At 63.4% G+C, this 19,261-nt stretch carries 13 protein-coding genes; 11 read left to right on the top strand and 2 right to left on the bottom strand.

The features are described 5' to 3' along the window. Positions 1–2: 2 nt before the first annotated feature. Positions 3–1,667 (bottom strand): choline dehydrogenase, encoded by a 1,665-nt coding sequence (locus tag ACO07C_RS23495; protein WP_421916558.1) that lies wholly within the window; start codon positions 1,665–1,667, stop codon positions 3–5. After that, positions 1,664–2,800: an aromatic ring-hydroxylating oxygenase subunit alpha gene (locus ACO07C_RS23490; RefSeq protein ID WP_421916557.1), complete on the bottom strand. Its 1,137-nt coding sequence runs from the start codon at positions 2,798–2,800 to the stop codon at positions 1,664–1,666. Before ACO07C_RS23490 ends, ACO07C_RS23495 begins: the two co-directional genes overlap by 4 nt. A 215-nt stretch (positions 2,801–3,015) precedes the next feature. Here ACO07C_RS23490 and ACO07C_RS23485 point away from each other — a divergent pair, with 215 nt between their 5' ends. The 11 genes from ACO07C_RS23485 (at position 3,016) to ACO07C_RS23435 (ending at position 19,260) form a co-directional block, all read left to right on the top strand. Next, positions 3,016–4,050 carry a GlxA family transcriptional regulator gene (locus ACO07C_RS23485; protein WP_421916556.1) on the top strand — a complete coding sequence of 345 codons (1,035 nt, stop codon included), beginning with the start codon at positions 3,016–3,018 and terminating at the stop codon, positions 4,048–4,050. Positions 4,051–4,872: 822 nt separating this feature from the next. Then, complete coding sequence (locus ACO07C_RS23480; RefSeq protein ID WP_421917588.1) at positions 4,873–5,565, top strand: response regulator; 693 nt, start codon at positions 4,873–4,875, stop codon at positions 5,563–5,565. Beyond that, positions 5,562–6,749 carry an ATP-binding protein gene (locus ACO07C_RS23475; protein ID WP_421916555.1) on the top strand — a complete coding sequence of 396 codons (1,188 nt, stop codon included), beginning with the start codon at positions 5,562–5,564 and terminating at the stop codon, positions 6,747–6,749. The genes ACO07C_RS23480 and ACO07C_RS23475 overlap by 4 nt, the downstream gene beginning before the upstream one ends. 261 nt (positions 6,750–7,010) lie before the next feature. After that, complete coding sequence (locus ACO07C_RS23470; RefSeq protein ID WP_421916554.1) at positions 7,011–7,850, top strand: DUF535 family protein; 840 nt, start codon at positions 7,011–7,013, stop codon at positions 7,848–7,850. 100 nt (positions 7,851–7,950) lie between these two features. Beyond that, a complete protein-coding gene (locus ACO07C_RS23465) occupies positions 7,951–9,411 on the top strand; it encodes a phospholipase D-like domain-containing protein (protein WP_421916553.1) in 1,461 nt (486 codons plus the stop codon). A 107-nt stretch (positions 9,412–9,518) separates the two neighbouring features. Beyond that, positions 9,519–10,319 carry an endonuclease/exonuclease/phosphatase family protein gene (locus ACO07C_RS23460; RefSeq protein WP_421916552.1) on the top strand — a complete coding sequence of 267 codons (801 nt, stop codon included), beginning with the start codon at positions 9,519–9,521 and terminating at the stop codon, positions 10,317–10,319. A gap of 195 nt (positions 10,320–10,514) precedes the next feature. Further along, positions 10,515–10,796 (top strand): hypothetical protein, encoded by a 282-nt coding sequence (locus tag ACO07C_RS23455; protein ID WP_421916551.1) that lies wholly within the window; start codon positions 10,515–10,517, stop codon positions 10,794–10,796. Positions 10,797–11,001: 205 nt separating this feature from the next. Then, positions 11,002–11,271: a hypothetical protein gene (locus ACO07C_RS23450; protein ID WP_421916550.1), complete on the top strand. Its 270-nt coding sequence runs from the start codon at positions 11,002–11,004 to the stop codon at positions 11,269–11,271. Between the two features lie 218 nt (positions 11,272–11,489). Beyond that, on the top strand, positions 11,490–12,875 hold the full coding sequence (locus tag ACO07C_RS23445) for an MdtA/MuxA family multidrug efflux RND transporter periplasmic adaptor subunit (RefSeq protein WP_421916549.1): 1,386 nt from the start codon (positions 11,490–11,492) through the stop codon (positions 12,873–12,875). After that, the gene (locus ACO07C_RS23440; protein WP_421916548.1) at positions 12,872–15,979 is read left to right on the top strand and encodes an MdtB/MuxB family multidrug efflux RND transporter permease subunit; all 3,108 of its coding nucleotides are present in this window, start codon (positions 12,872–12,874) and stop codon (positions 15,977–15,979) included. The genes ACO07C_RS23445 and ACO07C_RS23440 overlap by 4 nt, the downstream gene beginning before the upstream one ends. Next, positions 15,976–19,260: an efflux RND transporter permease subunit gene (locus tag ACO07C_RS23435; RefSeq protein WP_421916546.1), complete on the top strand. Its 3,285-nt coding sequence runs from the start codon at positions 15,976–15,978 to the stop codon at positions 19,258–19,260. The genes ACO07C_RS23440 and ACO07C_RS23435 overlap by 4 nt, the downstream gene beginning before the upstream one ends. Position 19,261 lies beyond the last annotated feature (1 nt).

The following is a 19,261-nucleotide window of genomic DNA, read 5'->3' as shown; positions in this document are numbered from 1 at the left end:
GCTCAAGCCCTTGCCCTCCATAGGTCCTGTTCGTTCATACCTTGGGCCGCGCCAGGCGGCGTGAGGCCCCGGATGATGTCGGCGGCCTTCTCGGCGATCATGATCGTCGAGGCGTTTGTATTTGCGCTGACGATGGCCGGCATGATCGAGGCGTCGACGACGCGCAGACGTTCCAGCCCGCGCACGCGGCATTGCGGATCGACCACCGCCCCCGGATCGTCCGCTGCCCCCATCCGGCAGGTCCCCACCGGATGATAGCAGGTCTCGAGGGTCTGTCGGATCCAGCGATCAATCTCTTCGTCCTTCCTGACGGTCGGACCCGGGAAAATCTCCGCGCCGGCGAAGGGGGCAAGTGCCGGCTGCGACAGCACCTCTCGCAGCAGGCGGACGCCAGCGCGCATATCTTCGAGATCCTGGGGATCGTCCAGATAGTTGAACAGGATTTCGGGCGCCTCAAAGGGATTGGCGCTGGTGGCGCGCACATGGCCCCGGCTGCGCGGCCGCATCAGATCGATGTGAACCTGGAAGGCATGAGACGCCAAAATGTCGACGCCACCGGGCACGACGGCCAACGGCATGAAGGTGAACTGGATATCGGGGTGGTCAAGTTCGGGGCGGCTGGTAATGAAGCCGCCTGCTTCAAAGTGATTGGTCGCGGCCGGGCCGGTTCCGTTCAGCATCCATTCAAGCCCGGCAAGCCAGCTGCGTGGCGCGCGCGTCATCGGATAAAGCGAGACCGGTTTCTTGCACTTGTGCTGAATCACCAGATCGGGGTGGTCGCTCAGATTCTCGCCTACATCGGAAAGATCGTGACGCACCTGGATACCTGCGGCTTCGAGATGCTTCCGTGGACCGATACCCGACAGGTGGAGGATATGCGGCGAGCCTATTGCGCCGCCGCAAAGGATCACCTCCTCCGCCTTGGCGAGATGCTCGCGCCCATCCATGGCATAGCGCAGGCCGGTCGCGCGTCGTCCCTGGAGCTCGACCGCCAGCGCCTGCGCGCGAGTCACCACGGTGAGATTGGGACGTTTGCGCGAGGGTGCAAGATAGCCGCGCGCCGCGCTCCAGCGGCGGCCCCGCCAGGTGCTGCGTTCGACTGTCCCAAAACCCTCCTGCTGGGTGCCATTGAAATCAGAAGTATGCGCATAGCCTGCCTCCAAACCGGCAGCCACGAAGGCCTTTGCCAGAGGCGAGGCGTCGATTTTGCCAGGTGTGACGCGGATCGGGCCGCTCTTGCCGCGCAGGCCGTCGGTCGATGCTGGCGCGGTTTCCGACCGGCAGAAGTAAGGGAGCACTTCCTCATAGCTCCAGCCCCGGGCGCCAAGCTGCGCCCAGCCGTCGAAGTCGCGTGGATGGCCCCGCAGCCAGACCATGCCGTTGATAGAGGACGAGCCGCCGACGACCTTGCCGCGGGGGTGGCCGAGCTGCCGATTGTACAGATGCGGCTCGGGCGCAGAGGTGAACGCCCAGCTGTAGCGGTCCCCCCAGGCGACGCGCGACATGCCGGCCGGCATTTTCAGCCAGATCGACCGGTCCTCGGGACCGGCCTCCAGCAACAGGACCCGGCATTTCGGATCCTCCGACAGGCGCGCCGCAAGCACACAGCCCGCCGAACCGGCGCCGGCGATCACATAGTCGAAGGATGTGCGGGCACTGTCGGTCATTCCCGGATCGCCTTGTAGCAAAGCGTATGGAAATGATGGACGAGGTTCTCGCTCTGGTTCGGGCGGCTTGGGTCGATCAGGTACTTGCCCGCGCCAAATCCGATCGAGTGCAGGCCCTTCTGGTTGGTGACGTTGAGCTCGATATCCTCCGGGCCGAGCTGCGTGTTCATCCATTCGATCGCAGCTTTCGTCACCGGCGGCATCTCGCGGCCCTTCGGCTTGTAGTAGCCGAAGCGCAGCAGCGATTTCTCTGGCGTCAGCGGGATCATGATGAAGGTGCCCACCATGTCGGTATAGGGAAAGGAGTAGAAGGTCGTGTTCGGGAAGAGCCCGACATTGAAGAACCAGTCGGTCTGCCACGTGGAGCCTTCTAGCGGAACGCCGTAAGCCGATTTGGCGCCCTTGTTGGGCGGCCCGATATAGGTCCACCAGTCGCCATGGGCGGTCAGCGTGTAGCCCTCGAAATCGATCAGCGCCGCCAGTTCCTTGTGGACCGGACCGGAGAGGTCGAAATGGTAGCCCTCGATCGAATTTTCCTGGATGACCTTCCAGTTCGCCTCGACGATGACGTCCGTCTCGGAGGCCAGTTCGAGATTGTCGAGGTCGGGCAGGAAGCGCCGCATCTCGGCCTCGGCGCCGTCTGCCGTCTCGGCGACCGGGCGGGCATTGTCGTCGAGCGTGATGAAGACGAAATTGGCGAAGATCTCCATGCGGACCGGCCTCAGCCCCCATTCGTTCTTGTTGAAGTCCTCGAGGTTTTCGGTGCGTGGCGCGGCGCGCAGCGAGCCGTCCTGGTTGTAGCACCAGGAGTGGTAGCCGCAGCGGATGACGCCGATCTTGTTGCCGCGTCGTTCCTCGATCAGCCGATTGCCGCGATGACGGCAGGCGTTGTGGAAGGCGGTGATCTTACCCTCTCGGCCGAGCATGACGACCACACTCTGCTCGAAAATGTCCTGAACGATGAAATCGCCGGGCTGGGCGAGTTCGTTGACATGGCCGACGACGTGCCAGCAGTTCATGAAAATCTTCGCCTTCTCTTCCTCGAACACGCCTTGATCGAAGAAGAACCGCGCCGGCATTGAAGTGCCCTTTTGCGGATCGCTGTAATCCCAAACGAGTTTCGCGACGTTCATGACCGTCTCCCTGCCAGATCAATACGGCCCTCCGACGGGCCGGCGCGAGAGATGCTAGAACGCCCAAACCTGCTCGTTTGATTTTTCCTGCCATATTCTGGAGACGGGTATCATTGACCGGCTCGGGATTTTATCTAATAGATTGAGCAAGTTATCCCGACGCTGCACCGACGTAAGTGGATTATATTTGTCATCTTAGCCTCAGCAGACATACAATGTCCGACATGATCAAAACTCGTGTGCCTGTCGATAATCCGACATCCCAGCACCTCGGTCTCGTCCTCGTCCCGGGTTTTTCCTATTTGACGATGGCAATGGCGATCGAGCCGCTGTTCGTGGCCAACTGGATCTCCCGGCGCAAATTGTTCGACTGGAGCACGCTGTCGAGCGATGGTCTTGCGGTCACGGCGAGCAATGGCATCAAGACGGCGGTCGACAATCCGCTTGGCACCGAACAGCGCTTCGACATCGTTTTGGTGCTCGCAAGCTTTGATGCCCGCCAGGCGACGGCAGACACTCGCCTCCTGCAGTGGCTGCGCTGGGCGGAGCGGTCGGGGGCAGAGGTCGGCGCGATCGAGACCGGCAGCGAGATCCTAGCGGCGGCAGGCATGATGGAGGATCAGACCGCGCCCGTACACTGGTACAATATCGAAGGCATGCGGGAGCGGTATCCGCGGGTGAACGTCACCGACACACTTTACAGCATTGCCGGCCGCAGACCGATCTCGGCGGGCGCCACTGCGACGCTGGACATGATGATCGCGCTTATTGCCCGGGCTGCCGGAAAGCAGTTGGCCGACGAGGTCGCCCATCATCTGCTGCTCCAGAAACGGCCAGCGAACGTGCACCAGAAGGCGGCCGATGTCCCCTGGCCAACAGCGGCGCGGGACCCGGTTGCCCGCGCGCGCCAGATCATGGCCGCGACAATCGATGAACCCAAACCCTGCAATGAGATCGCCGGGATGGTCGGTGTATCGGAGAGGCATCTGCAGCGGCTGTTCCGGCAGAAACTCGGCGCGAGCATGGCGCACATCCATCATATGTTGCGAATGGAACGCGCCCATCAATTGGTCCAACTAACCGATCTGACCATCACTGAGATCGCGGTGGCCTGCGGTTTCGCGTCGCTGGAAGTGTTCTCGCGCGCCTATAAGAGGGCGTTCAACATCTCGCCCAGCCTGGACAGGCGGCAATCCGTTGACAGTAGCGTTTTCCGGCTGAGTGTTTCAGCCGATTCAGCCCCGACCTGATTGCATGGGCGCCAAATCGCCTGCGGGCGATGAGTTGAAGATGCATTCACTCACAAGCTTGCGGAAAACTGACTTGCTGCCGTCAAGCTAGTCGCCACTTAACCGGCCCTTTGACCGGCCGACGGTCGCATTCGCGCTACTGCCTACTACGGCGCCTGTGAGAGACGAGAGGCCCTTATCGCCCCAACCCTAGGCGAAGACGTGCTTTTCCCCAAGTGGCCCCCCGGCGGCGTTCTGACGACCTGGTCGCACTTTCCCGACTCCTTCCGCAGCGCCGTTGCGCTTGAAACCGAGATCGCCCGCAAAGCCGCCGGCATCGATCGCTCGCTTGCGGAGGGTCGCCAAGACGTTGGTCCGGTGATGATCCGGCTAGGCCGTGAGGCCATAGTTGGCGAATGGATAGGGTGACGCATCTCGCCGGCGGCAGGACGAGTTGGTTTCGGATTACGGCGTGATCTGTCGATTGCTGTTCCGGGCCATCGAACAGAGAGCTGCCAGCAGGATCTCAAAGGCAGCCGTCAATACGATGATCCGCACGCACCCCCCAAGCCGCGTCGTGGGGCTCGGCAAGCGAACACAGCCGAGATATTCGCTCGGAAACGCTTCCGCGATCTCGAAGCTGTCGACAGCCCTTGCTGCAACTCGTTGTGCAGGACGCGGAGGGCCAACGGCCGAGATTTGTCAAGAATTCGCGGAGACCTGGCGCGGATCCTGTGTGGACCAGCGCTTTCACCCGGTCCGCTGGCCACCGGGAATTGGCAGGGCTGGTTTTCCACCGCATAAGGCGCGCATTGGGCGCGAAATTCGGGAGCTTTGCCAGTGATCGACAAGGGTCTCATCCTCGTGGTCGAAGACGAGCCGGAAATCGCGCATATACTGGACGCATATCTGGTTCGTGACGGGTTCAGGACGGTGCGGGCGGCGGATGGCGAAACCGCCCTTCAGCATCACAAGGTGCTTTCGCCCGATCTGGTTCTGCTGGACGTGCGTATCCCGCGCCTTGACGGATTCGAGGTCCTGGCGCGGCTGAGGCGCGAGGGGAATACGCCCGCGATCATGGTGACGGCGCTTGCCGAGGATATCGATCGCCTGTCGGGCCTGCGCCTTGGCGCCGACGACTATGTCGTCAAGCCGTTCAACCCGCAGGAAGTGGTGGCGCGGGTCAATGCCGTCCTGCGGCGCACGCGCGGCGGCAGCGCCAACACGGTGCTCAGCCACGACACCATCGAGGTGGACCTCGACGCCCATTCGGCATTCGTCAACATCGGCGCAAGGCGCGCGTCGCTGCCGCTCACATTGAGCGAGTTTCGTATCCTCGCCTACATGATCCGCCGGCCGACACACGCCTTCGACCGCTCCGATATTCTCGACGCCTGCCTGCCCGACAGTGAGGCACTGGTTCGCACCGTGGACACCCATGTCGCCAATCTGAGGCATAAGCTGAGCCATCTGGGCGCCTGCGGCTATCTGAGTTCGGTTCGCGGCGTCGGCTATCGTTTCGCCAAGCCGCGATGAAAAAGCGCCGTCTCTCGCTCAGCACGCTGACGGCTTTGACGATTGTCGCCATGCTGCTGCTCAGCATCACCATCATCTATGCTGGAATAAGCTGGTATTCGGACCGGATCGAGAGCGATCTCCTGGCCAAATTGCCGTCCAAGCTCAGCCAGGCCTATCGTGACATCTCGGCGGGCAGGACACCCGACCAGAACGACCTGATGCAGTTCGTCGCTCAACTGCCGGCCTTCAATGACGAGGGCAATACACGCCTCTATGCCTCGCTCATAGGGTTCAGCCTCACGGCGGCCGTCCTGTGCGGCCTGATCGGCTACTGGCTGGCGCGGCGTATCAGCCGTCCGCTCGAAATCCTGACCTTGGCGACCGACGATCTGCGCCGTGGCGATTTCTCCGTGCGCATCCCGGCAATGGGCAAGGGAGCCAGCGAGATCGCGACGCTGACCGATACGTTCAATGCGCTTGCCGCCGATCTCGACAACATGGAAAGGCGGCTGCGCTTCAACACCATGGCGGTCGCGCACGAACTGCGCACCCCCCTCACCGTCCTGCAGGGCACGATCCAGGGCATGCTCGACGGCGTCTTCCCGCTCGAGGACAGCCGCCTTCGCCTTCTCCTTTCACAAGCCGAGGGTCTGGCTCGGCTGGTCGAGGATCTGAGGATGCTGTCGCTGGCGACAGCCCAGCAACTGGTGACCGAGCGCAGCCGCACCGATCTTGCCCAGCACGCCGAAAAGCTTATCGATTCGGCCCGGCCGCTCATCGCCGCCGCCGGCATGACGGTCGAGACCGACTTCAATCCGGCTCGGACGAAGGCGGATTTCTTGCGCTTGCGCCAAGCCATGCTGGCGCTGGTCGAAAACTGCTGCCGCTACGCCGCCTCCGGCGGCGTCATCCGCTGCGAAACCGGACACCTCGGCGACCACGAGGTGTTTGTGCGCATATCGGACCGGGGGCCGGGTCTGCCCGATGACGTTTTCCATCGGTCTCCTTTCGGCATGTTCATCACCGGCGATCCCTCAAGATCGCGCGCCACGGGCGGAACCGGCCTTGGTCTTTCGGTGGTCGAGGCCATCGCAAGAGCCCATGACGGCAGGCTCCAGCTCGATCAGCGGGATGGCGGCGGCGCCTCGATCACAATCGTATTGCCGGGTGACACCGACCTGACGCCCGCGCGCCGCTGCTGAGTCGTCCTCGCACGCAGGATCCGGAGCATTTCTCCGCCATTTCTTGACAAGCCTTGGGCAAAGCACGCTCGAGATGCCCCATTCATCTCTTGCGGCGCAATCAGTCCGAGGGAAAACACCTTGTCACCCAGATGGAAGCTTGATTCCGACATGCACGCGCCGGCGGGCATCGTGTATTGCTCACTCGAGCCGGCCCTGCCGGCACCACCCAGGTCGGGACCTGTTTCCATATGGCGCCAGGTGCTGGGGCTGGGAAGCCGCATGTCCCTCAAGCGGTCGATCGTGTTTTGTCTGCGTTTCCTCGCGCGTCCCGGCATGACGCTGAACTGGCTGATATTCCTTGGCGACTTTGCCCGGCAGAATGCACTGGGGTGTCCGCATGATGATCTGGTGCGCAAATCCCTGGGCACCTTCTTCGTGCACGGCGCATCGGCGCGCGACAGGCTGAAACTGCTTACCAATCATTTCCGGATTGCAGCCGAGGTGCTGACGCCCGAAATCTTGCGAGCGCTGTGGCGCGGACACGTCATCGATGTGCGCACGATCGAAGGACGCAGCGAAAGCTACAGGGTCCAACTGCTGCTCGCCGACCATTGCGGCAGCCGCCACGAGGGCGTTTTCGCCCTGCGGCTGTCGCGGGTGCGGGACGGCTACGCGCTATGCACTGCCGGCTTCATCTTTGTCCGGTCCGGCTACACCGGCATCAGCGTGGCAATCGGCGGCATCCAAGGGCCGAAGGCGATCGACGCCAAGCGCGCGCTGATCACCGCGACCCGATGCCTGGGCGGCCTGCGCCCCAAGGACGCCGTTCTGCTCGCCCTCCAGGGACTGGTTTCAAACGGCGGCAGCGGGCATTTCATGGCGGTTTCCAACGCCAGGCATGTCATCAACCAGCGCCGCCGCAAGCGCAGGCGAATGATGCATGTCGACATGGACGGCTATTGGGTGGACCGTGGCGGCGAGCCCGCAGCGCCGTTCGGCTTCCGCGTGCCGATCAAGCCGGCCCCGCCAGCGCAGGGCGCAAACAGGCGCGAACAGGCCAAGCTGGCCTTCTGGCAAGCCGCAAGCCCGCTTTTGTCCAAGCCGGCCTGCTCCGAATAGAGGCGGGGCGTCAGTTGCCGTCCGGCGTCGGTATTGCGAACTCACCGAAGCGTGATGCGTTGCATTGCGTTCTGCCACCGGTCGCTGGATAGTCCTGTCCATGTGGCAGACCCTGGCGACTCACTGGCCTCAGATTCTCGCGATCATCTCGGTGGTGATGGCGACGGTCGGCATCGCGCATGCCGCCATGACCAAGGAGGACGTGCGCTCGGCCACCGGATGGGTCGGTGTCATGCTGTTGTCGCCGATCATCGGCGTCCTGGTCTACGCGGTAGCAGGCATCAATCGCATTCGCCGCGCGTCGATCAGCGCGCAGCGACTGCCGCCAGGCAGTGGAACGTCCCCGGACGCGCTTCGCACCGAGGCCGCAGAAAACCTGGCCATCGAGCAATACGGCCCGCGCTTCACCGGCTTGAAGATACTGGGCGACAGGGTGGCGCGGCGTACCCTCACCCCCGGAAACGCAATCGCGGTGTTGAGGACGGGTGACGAGGCCTATTCGGCTATGTGCGCGGCCATCGGCAACGCGCGGCGTAGCATCCTGCTTGAAACATACATCTTCGACAATGATGCCGTCGGCCTGCTTTTCGTCGAGGCTCTGGCTGAAGCCGTGCGGCGCGGAGTCAGCGTGCGCGTGCTGATCGATGCCGTCGGGGCCCGCTACTCCGTCCCCAGCATTCTAGGCCATCTGCGCGACGCCAATGTCACCGCCGCGCTCTTCAACGGCAACATTGTCATGGGGCTGCGCCTGCCCTACGCAAACCTGAGGACGCACCGCAAGATCCTGGTCATTGACGGCGCGGTCGCCTTTACCGGCGGGATGAACATCCGCAAGGCCTTCTCCGCCGAGCTAGCCGGCGCCGCCGCTGCCCACGACACGCATTTTCACGTCACCGGGCCAATCGTTGCCGACCTGTTTTCGATCGCGGCCGAGGATTGGCGCTTCGCAACCAACGAATCCCTCAAGGATGAAGAGTGGCGGATAGCGCCGATTTCGCCGCCCCCCGGCCTGCCGATGATGGCGCGCGCGGTTGCCTCCGGCCCCGACGGCAGCATCGAAACGAACCACAAATTGCTGATCGGCGCCTTCTCGGTGGCCCGCAAATCGATCCGCGTCATGTCGCCTTACTTCCTGCCGGACCGGGAGCTGATCAGTGCCTTGACGACGGCGGCCAGGCGCGGCGTCGAGATCGATGTCGTGGTGCCGGCGGTGAACAATCTCTTCCTCGTCGACCGTGCGATGACCGCGCAGTTCGACCAGATCCTGAAGAACTATTGCCGCGTCTGGCGCGCCAATGGCGCCTTCGATCACTCGAAACTGCTGTCTATCGATGGCGTATGGGCCTATGTCGGCTCTTCCAACCTCGACGCCCGATCGCTGCGGCTGAACTTTGAGATCGACCTGGAGGTTCTCGACGCCGGTTTTGCAACCCAGATTGAAGGCCGGATCGGGTCGGCAATGGCATCCGCCACACCTGTAACCCTGGAAGCGTTGAGGGCCCGGCCATTCATCATCCGCCTGCTCGACAAGCTGCTATGGCTTGGCTCGCCGTATCTTTAGCTGTTTTGAGAGCCTATCTCGGCCAGACATGGAACATTCACCGGCACATACTATTTCATTATAGCCAGGTCGGACCCTGAGCGCAGCGAAGGACGAACAGCAGGGACATGCAGAGAACTGGACGCAGTCTCCCGGCAAGCATGCTTCTATCCATTCGCGACAGGAGGATGCAAAAGGCAAACGCCAGTTCGCCCAATCGCACAGGCACGACCGGAACGCTGGTTGCCTCCTACAATGTCCACAAATGCATCGGTCTCGACAGAAGGTTCGATCCCGAGAGGACAAGTCGCGTCATCCGCGAAATCGACCCGGATGTCATAGCCTTGCAGGAAGCGGACAACCGCTTCGGCGATCGCGACGGGCTTCTCGACCTGCCCCGGCTGGAATCCGACACCGGTCTTGTCCCGGTGCCGATCTCAGCCAATGGCAAGGGGCACGGCTGGCACGGCAATGTCCTGCTTTTCAAGAAGGGCGTCGTTCGCGACGTGCATCAGATCAAGCTTCCCGGGCTCGAACCGCGCGGCGCGGTCGTGGCTGAACTCGATCTGGACGGAAACCGGACGTTGCGCGTCATTGCTGCTCATCTCGGTTTGTTGCGCCGCTCCCGCTCGCAGCAGGCGGGTGTGGTGCTGGACATCATGAACAGCCCGGACGAGACGCCGACCTTGCTGCTCGGAGATCTCAACGAGTGGCGGCTGGGAAACCGCTCCTCCCTGAACACGCTGCACGCGACGTTTGGTCCGCTGCCGCCGGCCGTCCCCACCTTCCCGTCGAACCTGCCTTTGCTCGCGCTCGATCGCATCATGGCCAATCGGCACGGAATGATCTCGGCCGTGGAAGCACATGACACGCCGCTTTCGCGTGTTGCCTCCGACCACTTGCCGCTGAGGGCTTTCGTCCGGCTTTGAGCAATTCCGGGAACCGTGTGAAACGGTTTTCCGTCCGCAACCGCGTCAAACCAAGGCCGCGGGACGACAAAAGCCAGCAGCCGTTCCAAGGGATCCCGGGACCTTGCGGATTTTAGTCAAATCCAACTGTGGATATTGGCGCTTCATTTCCATCGGCGCGCCACTGTGTATTAGCGCGGGATCACGGAGGAAACGATGAAAAGCGAATTCTCGGCCGCACGAATCCATCTTGAGCGCGCCTATGACGCCCTTCATGGTGATGACGAGACCAGCAGCAACACGCGACAGGCACTCGATCTGCTCATCGAAGCCGTGGCGGCCGCTGAATACAGCCGTCCTTCCGCGACGGTGATCGACTTGCCCATCAGGGCGAAAAACCCGCCTGGGCAAACACAAAAAAGCCCCGCCGGTTTGAGCCAGCGAGGCATTTCAGGTGGGATAAGAGAAGATCGCGAGGGGAAGCGATCCGGTGGTTGAACGCGGTCGCGCCGACAAAGTTCCATGCCTCGAAATCCCGCCTTTCGCCTGAGGCACCCGGTGCCTGGTCAAGGCTGGCCGATAGCGACGACGCATTTAAGCCAAGAATCGGTCGGACTTCATGACGCCACCGGTCCTTGTCGCCTGCCAGGCGCATGATTCCCCCAATGCAGGGCCGGAGCAGAAATGGAATGGTGAGGTCCCCATGAAAAAGATTCTTCTCGCATCCGCGATGCTCGCCTTGGTCGGCGCGAGCAATCAGGCGCAGGCAATCGGCTGCCTGACAGGCGGCGCCGCCGGCGCCGTGGCCGGCCACTACGCCGGCCATCACGCGGTGCTCGGCGCGCTCGGCGGATGCGTCGCCGGTTATCATTTGCACAAGAAGCAGATGGCCGCGGCCAAGCTGAAGAAGCAGCAGGAAATGCAGCAGGCCACGACGCCGCAACAGCCTGTCACGACGCAGCCCGCGCAATAGGTTCCGCCCCCAGCCGCCTCCACCGTGACGAGGATGGAATGGCCGGCTTGCAACGGCTGGCGACATTGACCGAAATCATCGCACGCCCTATGGTTGATTTTTACAACCATGGGCGGCAGGACACCGCACCCAGGTGACAGTTGAACCTGTCCAACTGTTAATTCGACTTGGTTCGATTTCGGCCATATTGGTTGGCGAAAGGGCCGAAGATCGTCGCCATGGACCAGAATGTGGAAATCCCCAAGGAAAAAGTCGCGGAGCGGCAGCGCTCGCGCGGCGGCTGGATTGGTTGGGTCGTCTTCCTTCTGATCATCGCGGCAGCCGGTGCCTATCTTTATCAGCGTCCCACGGCCGCCCCTGCGCAGACAGGCAATCGTAGAAATGCGCAGCCGATGTCGGTCGGCACGGCAACGGTCGACAAGGGCACGATCAACGTCACCATCGATGCGCTCGGCACGGCAACCTCGCTTGCCACCGTCACGGTCAAGTCGCAGATCAGCGGTCCGCTCATCCAGGTCAACTTCAAGGAGGGCCAGGACGTCAAGAAAGGCGACCTGCTCGCCCAGATCGATCCCCGCCCCTATCAGGCCGCACTTGCCCAGGCACAGGCGCAGCTGGATCGCGACCAGGCGCTTCTCAAGGGCGCGCAGGTCGATCTCGCGCGCTACCAGGGGCTGGCAAGCCAGAATGCCGTGCCGCGCCAGACGCTGGACACGCAGGTAGCCCTTGTCGCGCAGGACGAAGCCACGGTCTCGATCGACAAGGCATTGGTCCAGGCTGCCACGGTCAACCTCGGCTACTGCCGCATCCTGTCGCCGGTCGACGGACGGGCCGGCCTGCGCCAGATCGACGAGGGCAACTACGTGACCCCGGGCGACGCCAACGGCATCGTCGTCATCACCCAGATCCAGCCCATCAGCGTGATCTTCACCGTGCCGGAGGACCAGCTTCAGGCGATCGCACAGCGCATGCAGCAGGGCGCGACGCTGCCCACGACGGCCATGGACCGGACCGGCAACAAGAAAATCGCCGATGGCCAGTTGGAGACGTTCGACAGCCAGATCGACCCCACCACCGGCACGATCAAGCTGAGGGCCTCGTTCGCCAACGACGCGCGCACGCTGTTCCCCAACCAGTTCGTCAACATCGAGCTTCTGGTGGATCAGCACAAGGACGTGGCGATCGCCCCGACCGCCGCTGTACAGCGCGGCGTGCCCGGCACCTTCGTCTATCTTGTTGACGCCGACAATACCGTCTCGGTGCGCAAGGTTACCCTTGGCGTGACCAATGGCGAACGCATCGAGATCCTGGCGGGCCTCAATCCGGGCGACCGCGTTGTCGTCGATGGCGCCGACAAGCTTCGCGACGGCGCCAAGATCAACCTGCAGCAGGACGGACAGCCGGCGACATCCGCCCAGCCACCCGCCCAGGCGCATACACCGGCGCAAACACCAGGGCAGACGCAGACGCCGGCACAGACACCTCAAGCGCAGGCACCGCCAGCGGGACAGCAGCCGACGGACGATCAGAACCCGGCCGATGCGACCAAGCACAAGGGCCAGGGCCACAAGCATCGCCATTCGGAGACCGGGCAGCAGCAATGAGCCCTTCGAGAATCTTCATTCTCAGGCCCGTGGCGACATCGTTGTTCATGGTTGCGATCATGCTGTCGGGCATGCTGGCCTATCGCTACCTGCCCGTGTCGGCGCTTCCCGAAGTCGACTACCCGACCATCCAGGTGCAGACCTTCTATCCGGGCGCGAGCCCGGACGTGATGACCTCCTCGGTTACCGCGCCACTGGAGGTCCAACTCGGGCAGATCGCCAACCTCAACCAGATGAACTCGGTGAGTTCTGCCGGTTCTTCCGTCATCACGCTGCAGTTCAGCCTGGCGATATCGCTCGACGTCGCCGAGCAGGAGGTCCAGGCCGCCATCAATGCCGCCGGCAATCTTCTACCGGCCGACCTGCCGGCGCCGCCGATCTACGCCAAGGTCAATCCCGCCGACGCGCCGGTGCTGGCGCTCGGCCTGACCTCGGCCACCATGCCGCTGCGCGATGTGCAGCAGCTTGCCGACACCAGGCTGGCGCAGAAGATCTCGCAGCTGCCGGGCGTCGGCCTTGTCAGCCTCAGCGGCGGCCAGCGTCCGGCCGTGCGTGTCCAGGCAGACCCACGCAAGCTCGCCGCCTATGGCCTCAATCTCGATGACTTGCGCACGACATTGGGCAACGCCAATGTCAACACGCCGAAGGGAAATTTCGACGGGCCATCACGCGCCTATACGGTCAATGCCAACGACCAGTTGAAGAGCGCCGACGAATACCGCTCGCTGATCATCGCCTACAAGAACGGCGCCCCGGTGCGGCTGAGCGATATCGGAACGGTCATCGACGGCACCGAGAACAACAAGCTGGCCGCGTGGATGAACCGCACGCCCGCCATCATCGTCAACATCCAGCGCGAGCCCGGCGCCAACGTCATCGAGGTGGTCGATCGCATCAAGTCTCTTTTGCCGCAACTGCAGGCTTCCCTGCCAAGCTCCGTCGACGTGACGGTACTGACCGACCGCACCACGACCATCCGCGCTTCGGTGCGCGACGTCGAATACGAGCTGACACTTGCGATCCTGCTGGTCGTGCTGGTGATCTTCGTCTTCCTGCGCAGCGCGCGCGCCACGCTGATCCCAAGCTTGTCGGTGCCCCTGTCGCTGGTCGGCACGCTGGGCGTCATGTATCTGTTCGGCTTCAGTCTCGACAATCTCTCGCTGATGGCGCTGACCATCGCGACAGGCTTCGTCGTCGATGACGCCATCGTCGTCATCGAGAACATCGCCCGCTACATCGAGGAAGGCGACACGCCGCTGGAAGCGGCGTTGAAGGGGTCCGAGCAGATTGGCTTCACCATCATATCGCTCACCGTCTCGCTGATCGCGGTGCTCATCCCCTTGCTGTTCATGGGCGATGTCGTGGGCAGGCTCTTTCGTGAGTTCTCCATCACGCTCGCCACCACCATCCTGATCTCCGCGGTGGTGTCGCTGACGCTGGTCCCCATGGCCTGCGCCAAGCTGCTCAAGCCCCTTTCGGCGGTGCGCGAGAACGCGTTCCAGCGCGGCAGCCGCCAGTTCTTCGACTGGGTCATCCGTGGCTACGGCCACGCGCTGACCTGGGTGCTCGACCGGCAGACGCTGATGCTGATGGTGGCGGCGGCGACCTTCGTGCTGACGGCGGCGCTCTACGTGGTCATCCCCAAAGGGTTCTTCCCGGTACAGGATACCGGCGTCATCCAGGCCATCACCGAGGCGCCGCAGTCGGTATCCTACGGGTCGATGGCGGAACGCCAGCAGAAACTCGCCGACATCATCCTCAAGGATCCCGACGTCGACAGCCTGTCATCATTCATCGGCGTCGACGGCACCAACACCACGCTCAATGTCGGTCGCATCCTGATCAACCTCAAGCCGCATGAACAGCGTACGGCCGATATCACCCAGATCATCGAACGCCTGAAGCAGAGCACGGCCTCGATGGCGGGCATCAACCTCTATCTGCAACCGGTGCAGGATCTCACCATCGACGGCACCGTCAGCCGCACGCAGTATCAATTCGTGCTTCAGGACGCCAATTCGGACGAGCTGACGGAATGGACGCCAAAGCTGCTCGCCTGGTTGAACACGCTGCCGCAGCTTGCCGACGTCGCCAGCGACCTGTCGGATGCCGGCCTGGCCGTCTTTGTCGACATCGACCGCGACCAGGCCGCGCGCTTCGGCATCACGCCGGCCACGATCGACAATGCGCTCTACGACGCCTTCGGCCAGCGCATCGTCTCGACCATCTTCACCACGTCCAGCCAGTACAGGGTCATCCTGGAGGCGGATCCGTCGCTGCAGGATTCGCTGCGCGCGCTGTCCTCTGTCTACCTGCCCTCCTCGACCGGCGGCGCCCCCGTGCCGCTGGCCGTCGTCGCCAAGACCCATGTCGACACCGCGCCGCTGCAGATCACCCATATGGGGCAATTCCCGGCCACCACCTTCTCGTTCAACCTGGCGCCCGGCGCGTCGCTCGGCGAGGCGGTCACCGCGATCCAGCAGGCGCAGGCCGACATCGGCATGCCGATCAGCGTCATCACCACCTTCCAGGGCGCCGCGCGTGCCTTCCAGGCGTCACTCAGCAACACGCTGTTCCTGGTCCTGGCGGCGGTGGTGACCGTCTATATCGTGCTGGGCGTGCTGTATGAGAGCTTCATTCACCCGATCACGATCCTGTCGACACTGCCCTCCGCGGGCATCGGCGCCCTGGTGGCGATGATGATCGCCGGCGAGGACCTGACCATCATCTCGATCATCGGCATCATCCTGTTGATCGGCGTGGTCAAGAAGAACGCCATCATGATGATCGACTTCGCGCTCGATGCGCAGCGCAACGAGGGCAAGGCGCCGCGCGACGCGATCTATCAGGCCTGCCTGCTCCGCTTCCGGCCGATCCTGATGACCACGCTGGCAGCCATGCTCGGCGCATTGCCGCTGATGCTCGGCACCGGGGTCGGCTCGGAACTGCGCCATCCGCTCGGCGTCAGCATCGTCGGCGGCCTGCTGCTCAGCCAGTTGCTGACCCTGTTCACAACGCCGGTGATCTATCTCTGGTTCGATCGCCTTGCCGGCCGTTTCGGCAACATCCAGACCGACCTTTCCGAGGCGGACGCCGCCCCATGAACCTGTCGGCTCCCTTCATCCGGCGGCCGGTGGCGACGATCCTGCTGACCTTCGGCCTGCTGGCGGCCGGACTGGTGGCCTATCCGCAACTGCCGGTGGCGCCGCTGCCGGAGGTAGACTACCCGGTGATCTCGGTACAGGCTTCACTGCCGGGCGCCAGTCCGCAAGTTGTCGCCAATACGGTGGCGAGCCCGCTCGAACGGCATCTTGGCGAAATCGCCGATGTCAACGAGATGACCTCGTCCTCGAGCGTCGGCAGCGCACGCATCACCTTGCAGTTCGGTCTCGACCGCGACATCGACGGCGCCGCCAGGGACGTCCAGGCGGCGATCAATGCCGCGCGTGCCGACCTCCCGTCGAGCCTGCGCTCGAATCCCACCTATCGCAAGGTCAATCCGGCCGATGCCCCGATCCTCATCCTGACCCTGACCTCGGATACGCTGTCGAAGGGCCAGCTCTACGATGCCGCCAGCACCGTGCTGGCGCAGAAGCTTGCCCAGGTCGACGGCATCGGCGAGGTGTCGGTCGGCGGCAGTTCGCTGCCGGCGGTGCGGGTCGAGCTGACCCCGCAGGCGCTCTACAATTACGGCATCGGCCTGGAGGACGTGCGCGCCGCCCTGGCATCCGCCAATGCCCATAGCCCCAAGGGCGCCATCGATGTCGGCCCGCAGCGTTACCAGATCTATGCCAACGACCAGGCGACACAGGCCAGCGACTACCGATCCCTGATCGTCGCCTATCGCAACGGTGCGCCGGTGCGCCTCTCCGATGTCGGACAGGTCAATGATTCCGTCGAGAACATCCGCAATGCCGGCCTGGCGAACGGCAAGCCAGGGGTTCTGATCATCCTCAACCGGTCGCCCAATGCCAACATCATCGCGACGGTGGACCGCGTGAAGGCGCTGTTGCCGGCATTGCGGGCCTCGATCTCGCCGGCCATCGACCTGTCGCTGGCCGTCGACCGCTCGACGACGATCCGCGCTTCGCTGCTGGAGGTCGGGCAGACGCTGATGATCGCCATCGGCCTGGTCATCCTCGTCGTCTTCGCCTTCCTGCGCGACGTGCGCTCGGCGCTGGTGCCGATCGTGGCGGTGCCAGTGTCGCTGGTCGGCACGCTGGCCGTCATGTACCTGCTCGGTTTCAGCATCGACAATCTGTCGCTGATGGCGCTGACGGTCGCCACCGGCTTCGTCGTCGACGACGCCATCGTCATGCTGGAGAACATCTCACGCTACACTTCGGCAGGCATGAGCCGAGTGCGGGCGGCGATCAAGGGCGCGCAGGAAGTCGGCTTTACCGTCCTGTCGATGAGCATTTCGCTGATCGCCGTCTTCATCCCCATCCTGCTGATGGGCGGCATCATCGGCCGGCTGTTTCGCGAGTTCGCCATCACGCTGTCGGCCGCGATCCTGGTCTCGCTGGCCATCTCGCTGACCACGACGCCAATGATGTGTTCGCTGCTGCTGCGCAGCGAACATGGCCGAAAGCATGGCCGGCTCTACCGCTTCAGCGAGCGGGTCTTCGACGGAATGCTGAGCGGCTACCGCCGCTCGCTCTCCTGGGCGCTGGACAATCCCCTGCTGATCATGGCTGTGCTGCTGGCGACGCTCTGCCTCAACGGCTACCTCTACGTCACAATCCCCAAGGGCTTCTTCCCCCAGCAGGACACCGGACGGCTGACTGGCTCGATCCAGGCCGACCAGGCGACGTCCTTCCAGTCCATGTCGCAGAAGCTCACGCAGTTCGCAGCCATCGTCGGCAAGGACCCGGCCGTGGACGCCGCGGTCGGCTTCACCGGCGGCGGCCAGACCAATTCCGGCTTCATGTTCGTGTCCCTGAAGCCGAGGGCCGAGCGCGGGGTCTCGGCGGACCAGGTGATCGGCCGGCTAAGGCGCCAACTCGCGGTCGTGCCCGGCGCCACATTGTTCCTGCAGGCGGTGCAGGATATCCGCGTCGGCGGGCGCCAGTCGAACGCGCAGTACCAGTACACCATGCAAGGCGACAGTTTCGAGGAACTCGCGCAATGGGCGCCGAAGCTCGCCGCCGCGCTGCAGACCGAGCCGAGGCTCACCGACGTCAACAGCGACCAGCAGAACAAGGGCCTTGAGGCGGACATCGTGATCGATCGCGATACGGCCGCGCGCCTTGGCGTCACGGTGAGCCAGATCGACAACACGCTCTACGACGCCTTCGGCCAGCGCCAGGTTTCCACGATCTATGTGGCGCGCAACCAATATCACGTCATCATGGAGGTGGCGCCGCAATACTGGCAGAACCCCGAGATGCTGAAGCAGGTCTATGTCAGCAAATCGGGCGGATCGGTCGGCGGATCGCAGTCGAGCAATGCGGTGGCCGGCACCTTTGCCTCACCGGGACAATCCAGCAGCGCGGCCTCGGTCGCGTCGGACGCCGCGCGCAACCAGGCCACCAACTCCATCACCAGCACCGGCAAATCCTCCGCCTCGACGGGCTCCGCCGTCAGCACCAGCACCGAGACCATGGTGCCGCTGTCGACCGTCGCGAACTATGGCCCTGGCAGCACCCCGCTTGCGGTCAACCATCAGGGGCTGTTCGTGGCAACGACGCTCTCTTTCAACCTCGCGCCAGGCGTGGCGCTCAGCGACGGCGTGGCCGCAATCAACGAGGCCGCGAACCGCATCGGCATGCCCAGCACCATCCATGGCAGCTTCCAGGGCACGGCCAAGGTCTTCCAGGATTCGCTGTCCGACCAGCCGCTGCTCATCCTTGCCGCGCTCATCGCCGTCTATGTCGTGCTTGGCATCCTCTACGAAAGCTATGCGCATCCGCTGACCATTCTCTCGACCTTGCCCTCCGCCGGCGTCGGCGCGCTGCTTGCCCTGTCGCTGTTCAACATCGAGTTCTCCATCATGGCGCTGATCGGCGTCATCCTGCTCATCGGCATCGTCAAGAAGAACGCGATCATGATGATCGACTTCGCGCTGGCCGCGGAGCGCGGCGAGGGCAAATCGGCGCATGACGCGATCTATCAGGCCTGCCTGCTGCGCTTCCGCCCCATCATGATGACCACCATGGCGGCGCTGTTTGGCGCTGTGCCGCTGGCAATCGGCCTCGGCGAAGGCAGCGAGTTGCGTCAACCCCTGGGGATAGCCATCGTCGGTGGCTTGATCCTGAGCCAGATTCTGACCCTCTATACGACTCCGGTCATTTACATCTATGTCGACCGATTCGGGAACTGGTGCCGGCGGCTGCGTTCGCGGTCTTGGCGTCCGTGGCAGCCAACCGCACAACCGGGAGAGTGAG

The organism is Mesorhizobium sp. (genome assembly GCF_965229135.1).
Classification (GTDB): domain Bacteria; phylum Pseudomonadota; class Alphaproteobacteria; order Rhizobiales; family Rhizobiaceae; genus Mesorhizobium.
The sequence above is the reverse complement of the archived record's forward strand: the minus strand, read 5'-3'. Positions and strand labels throughout refer to the sequence as shown.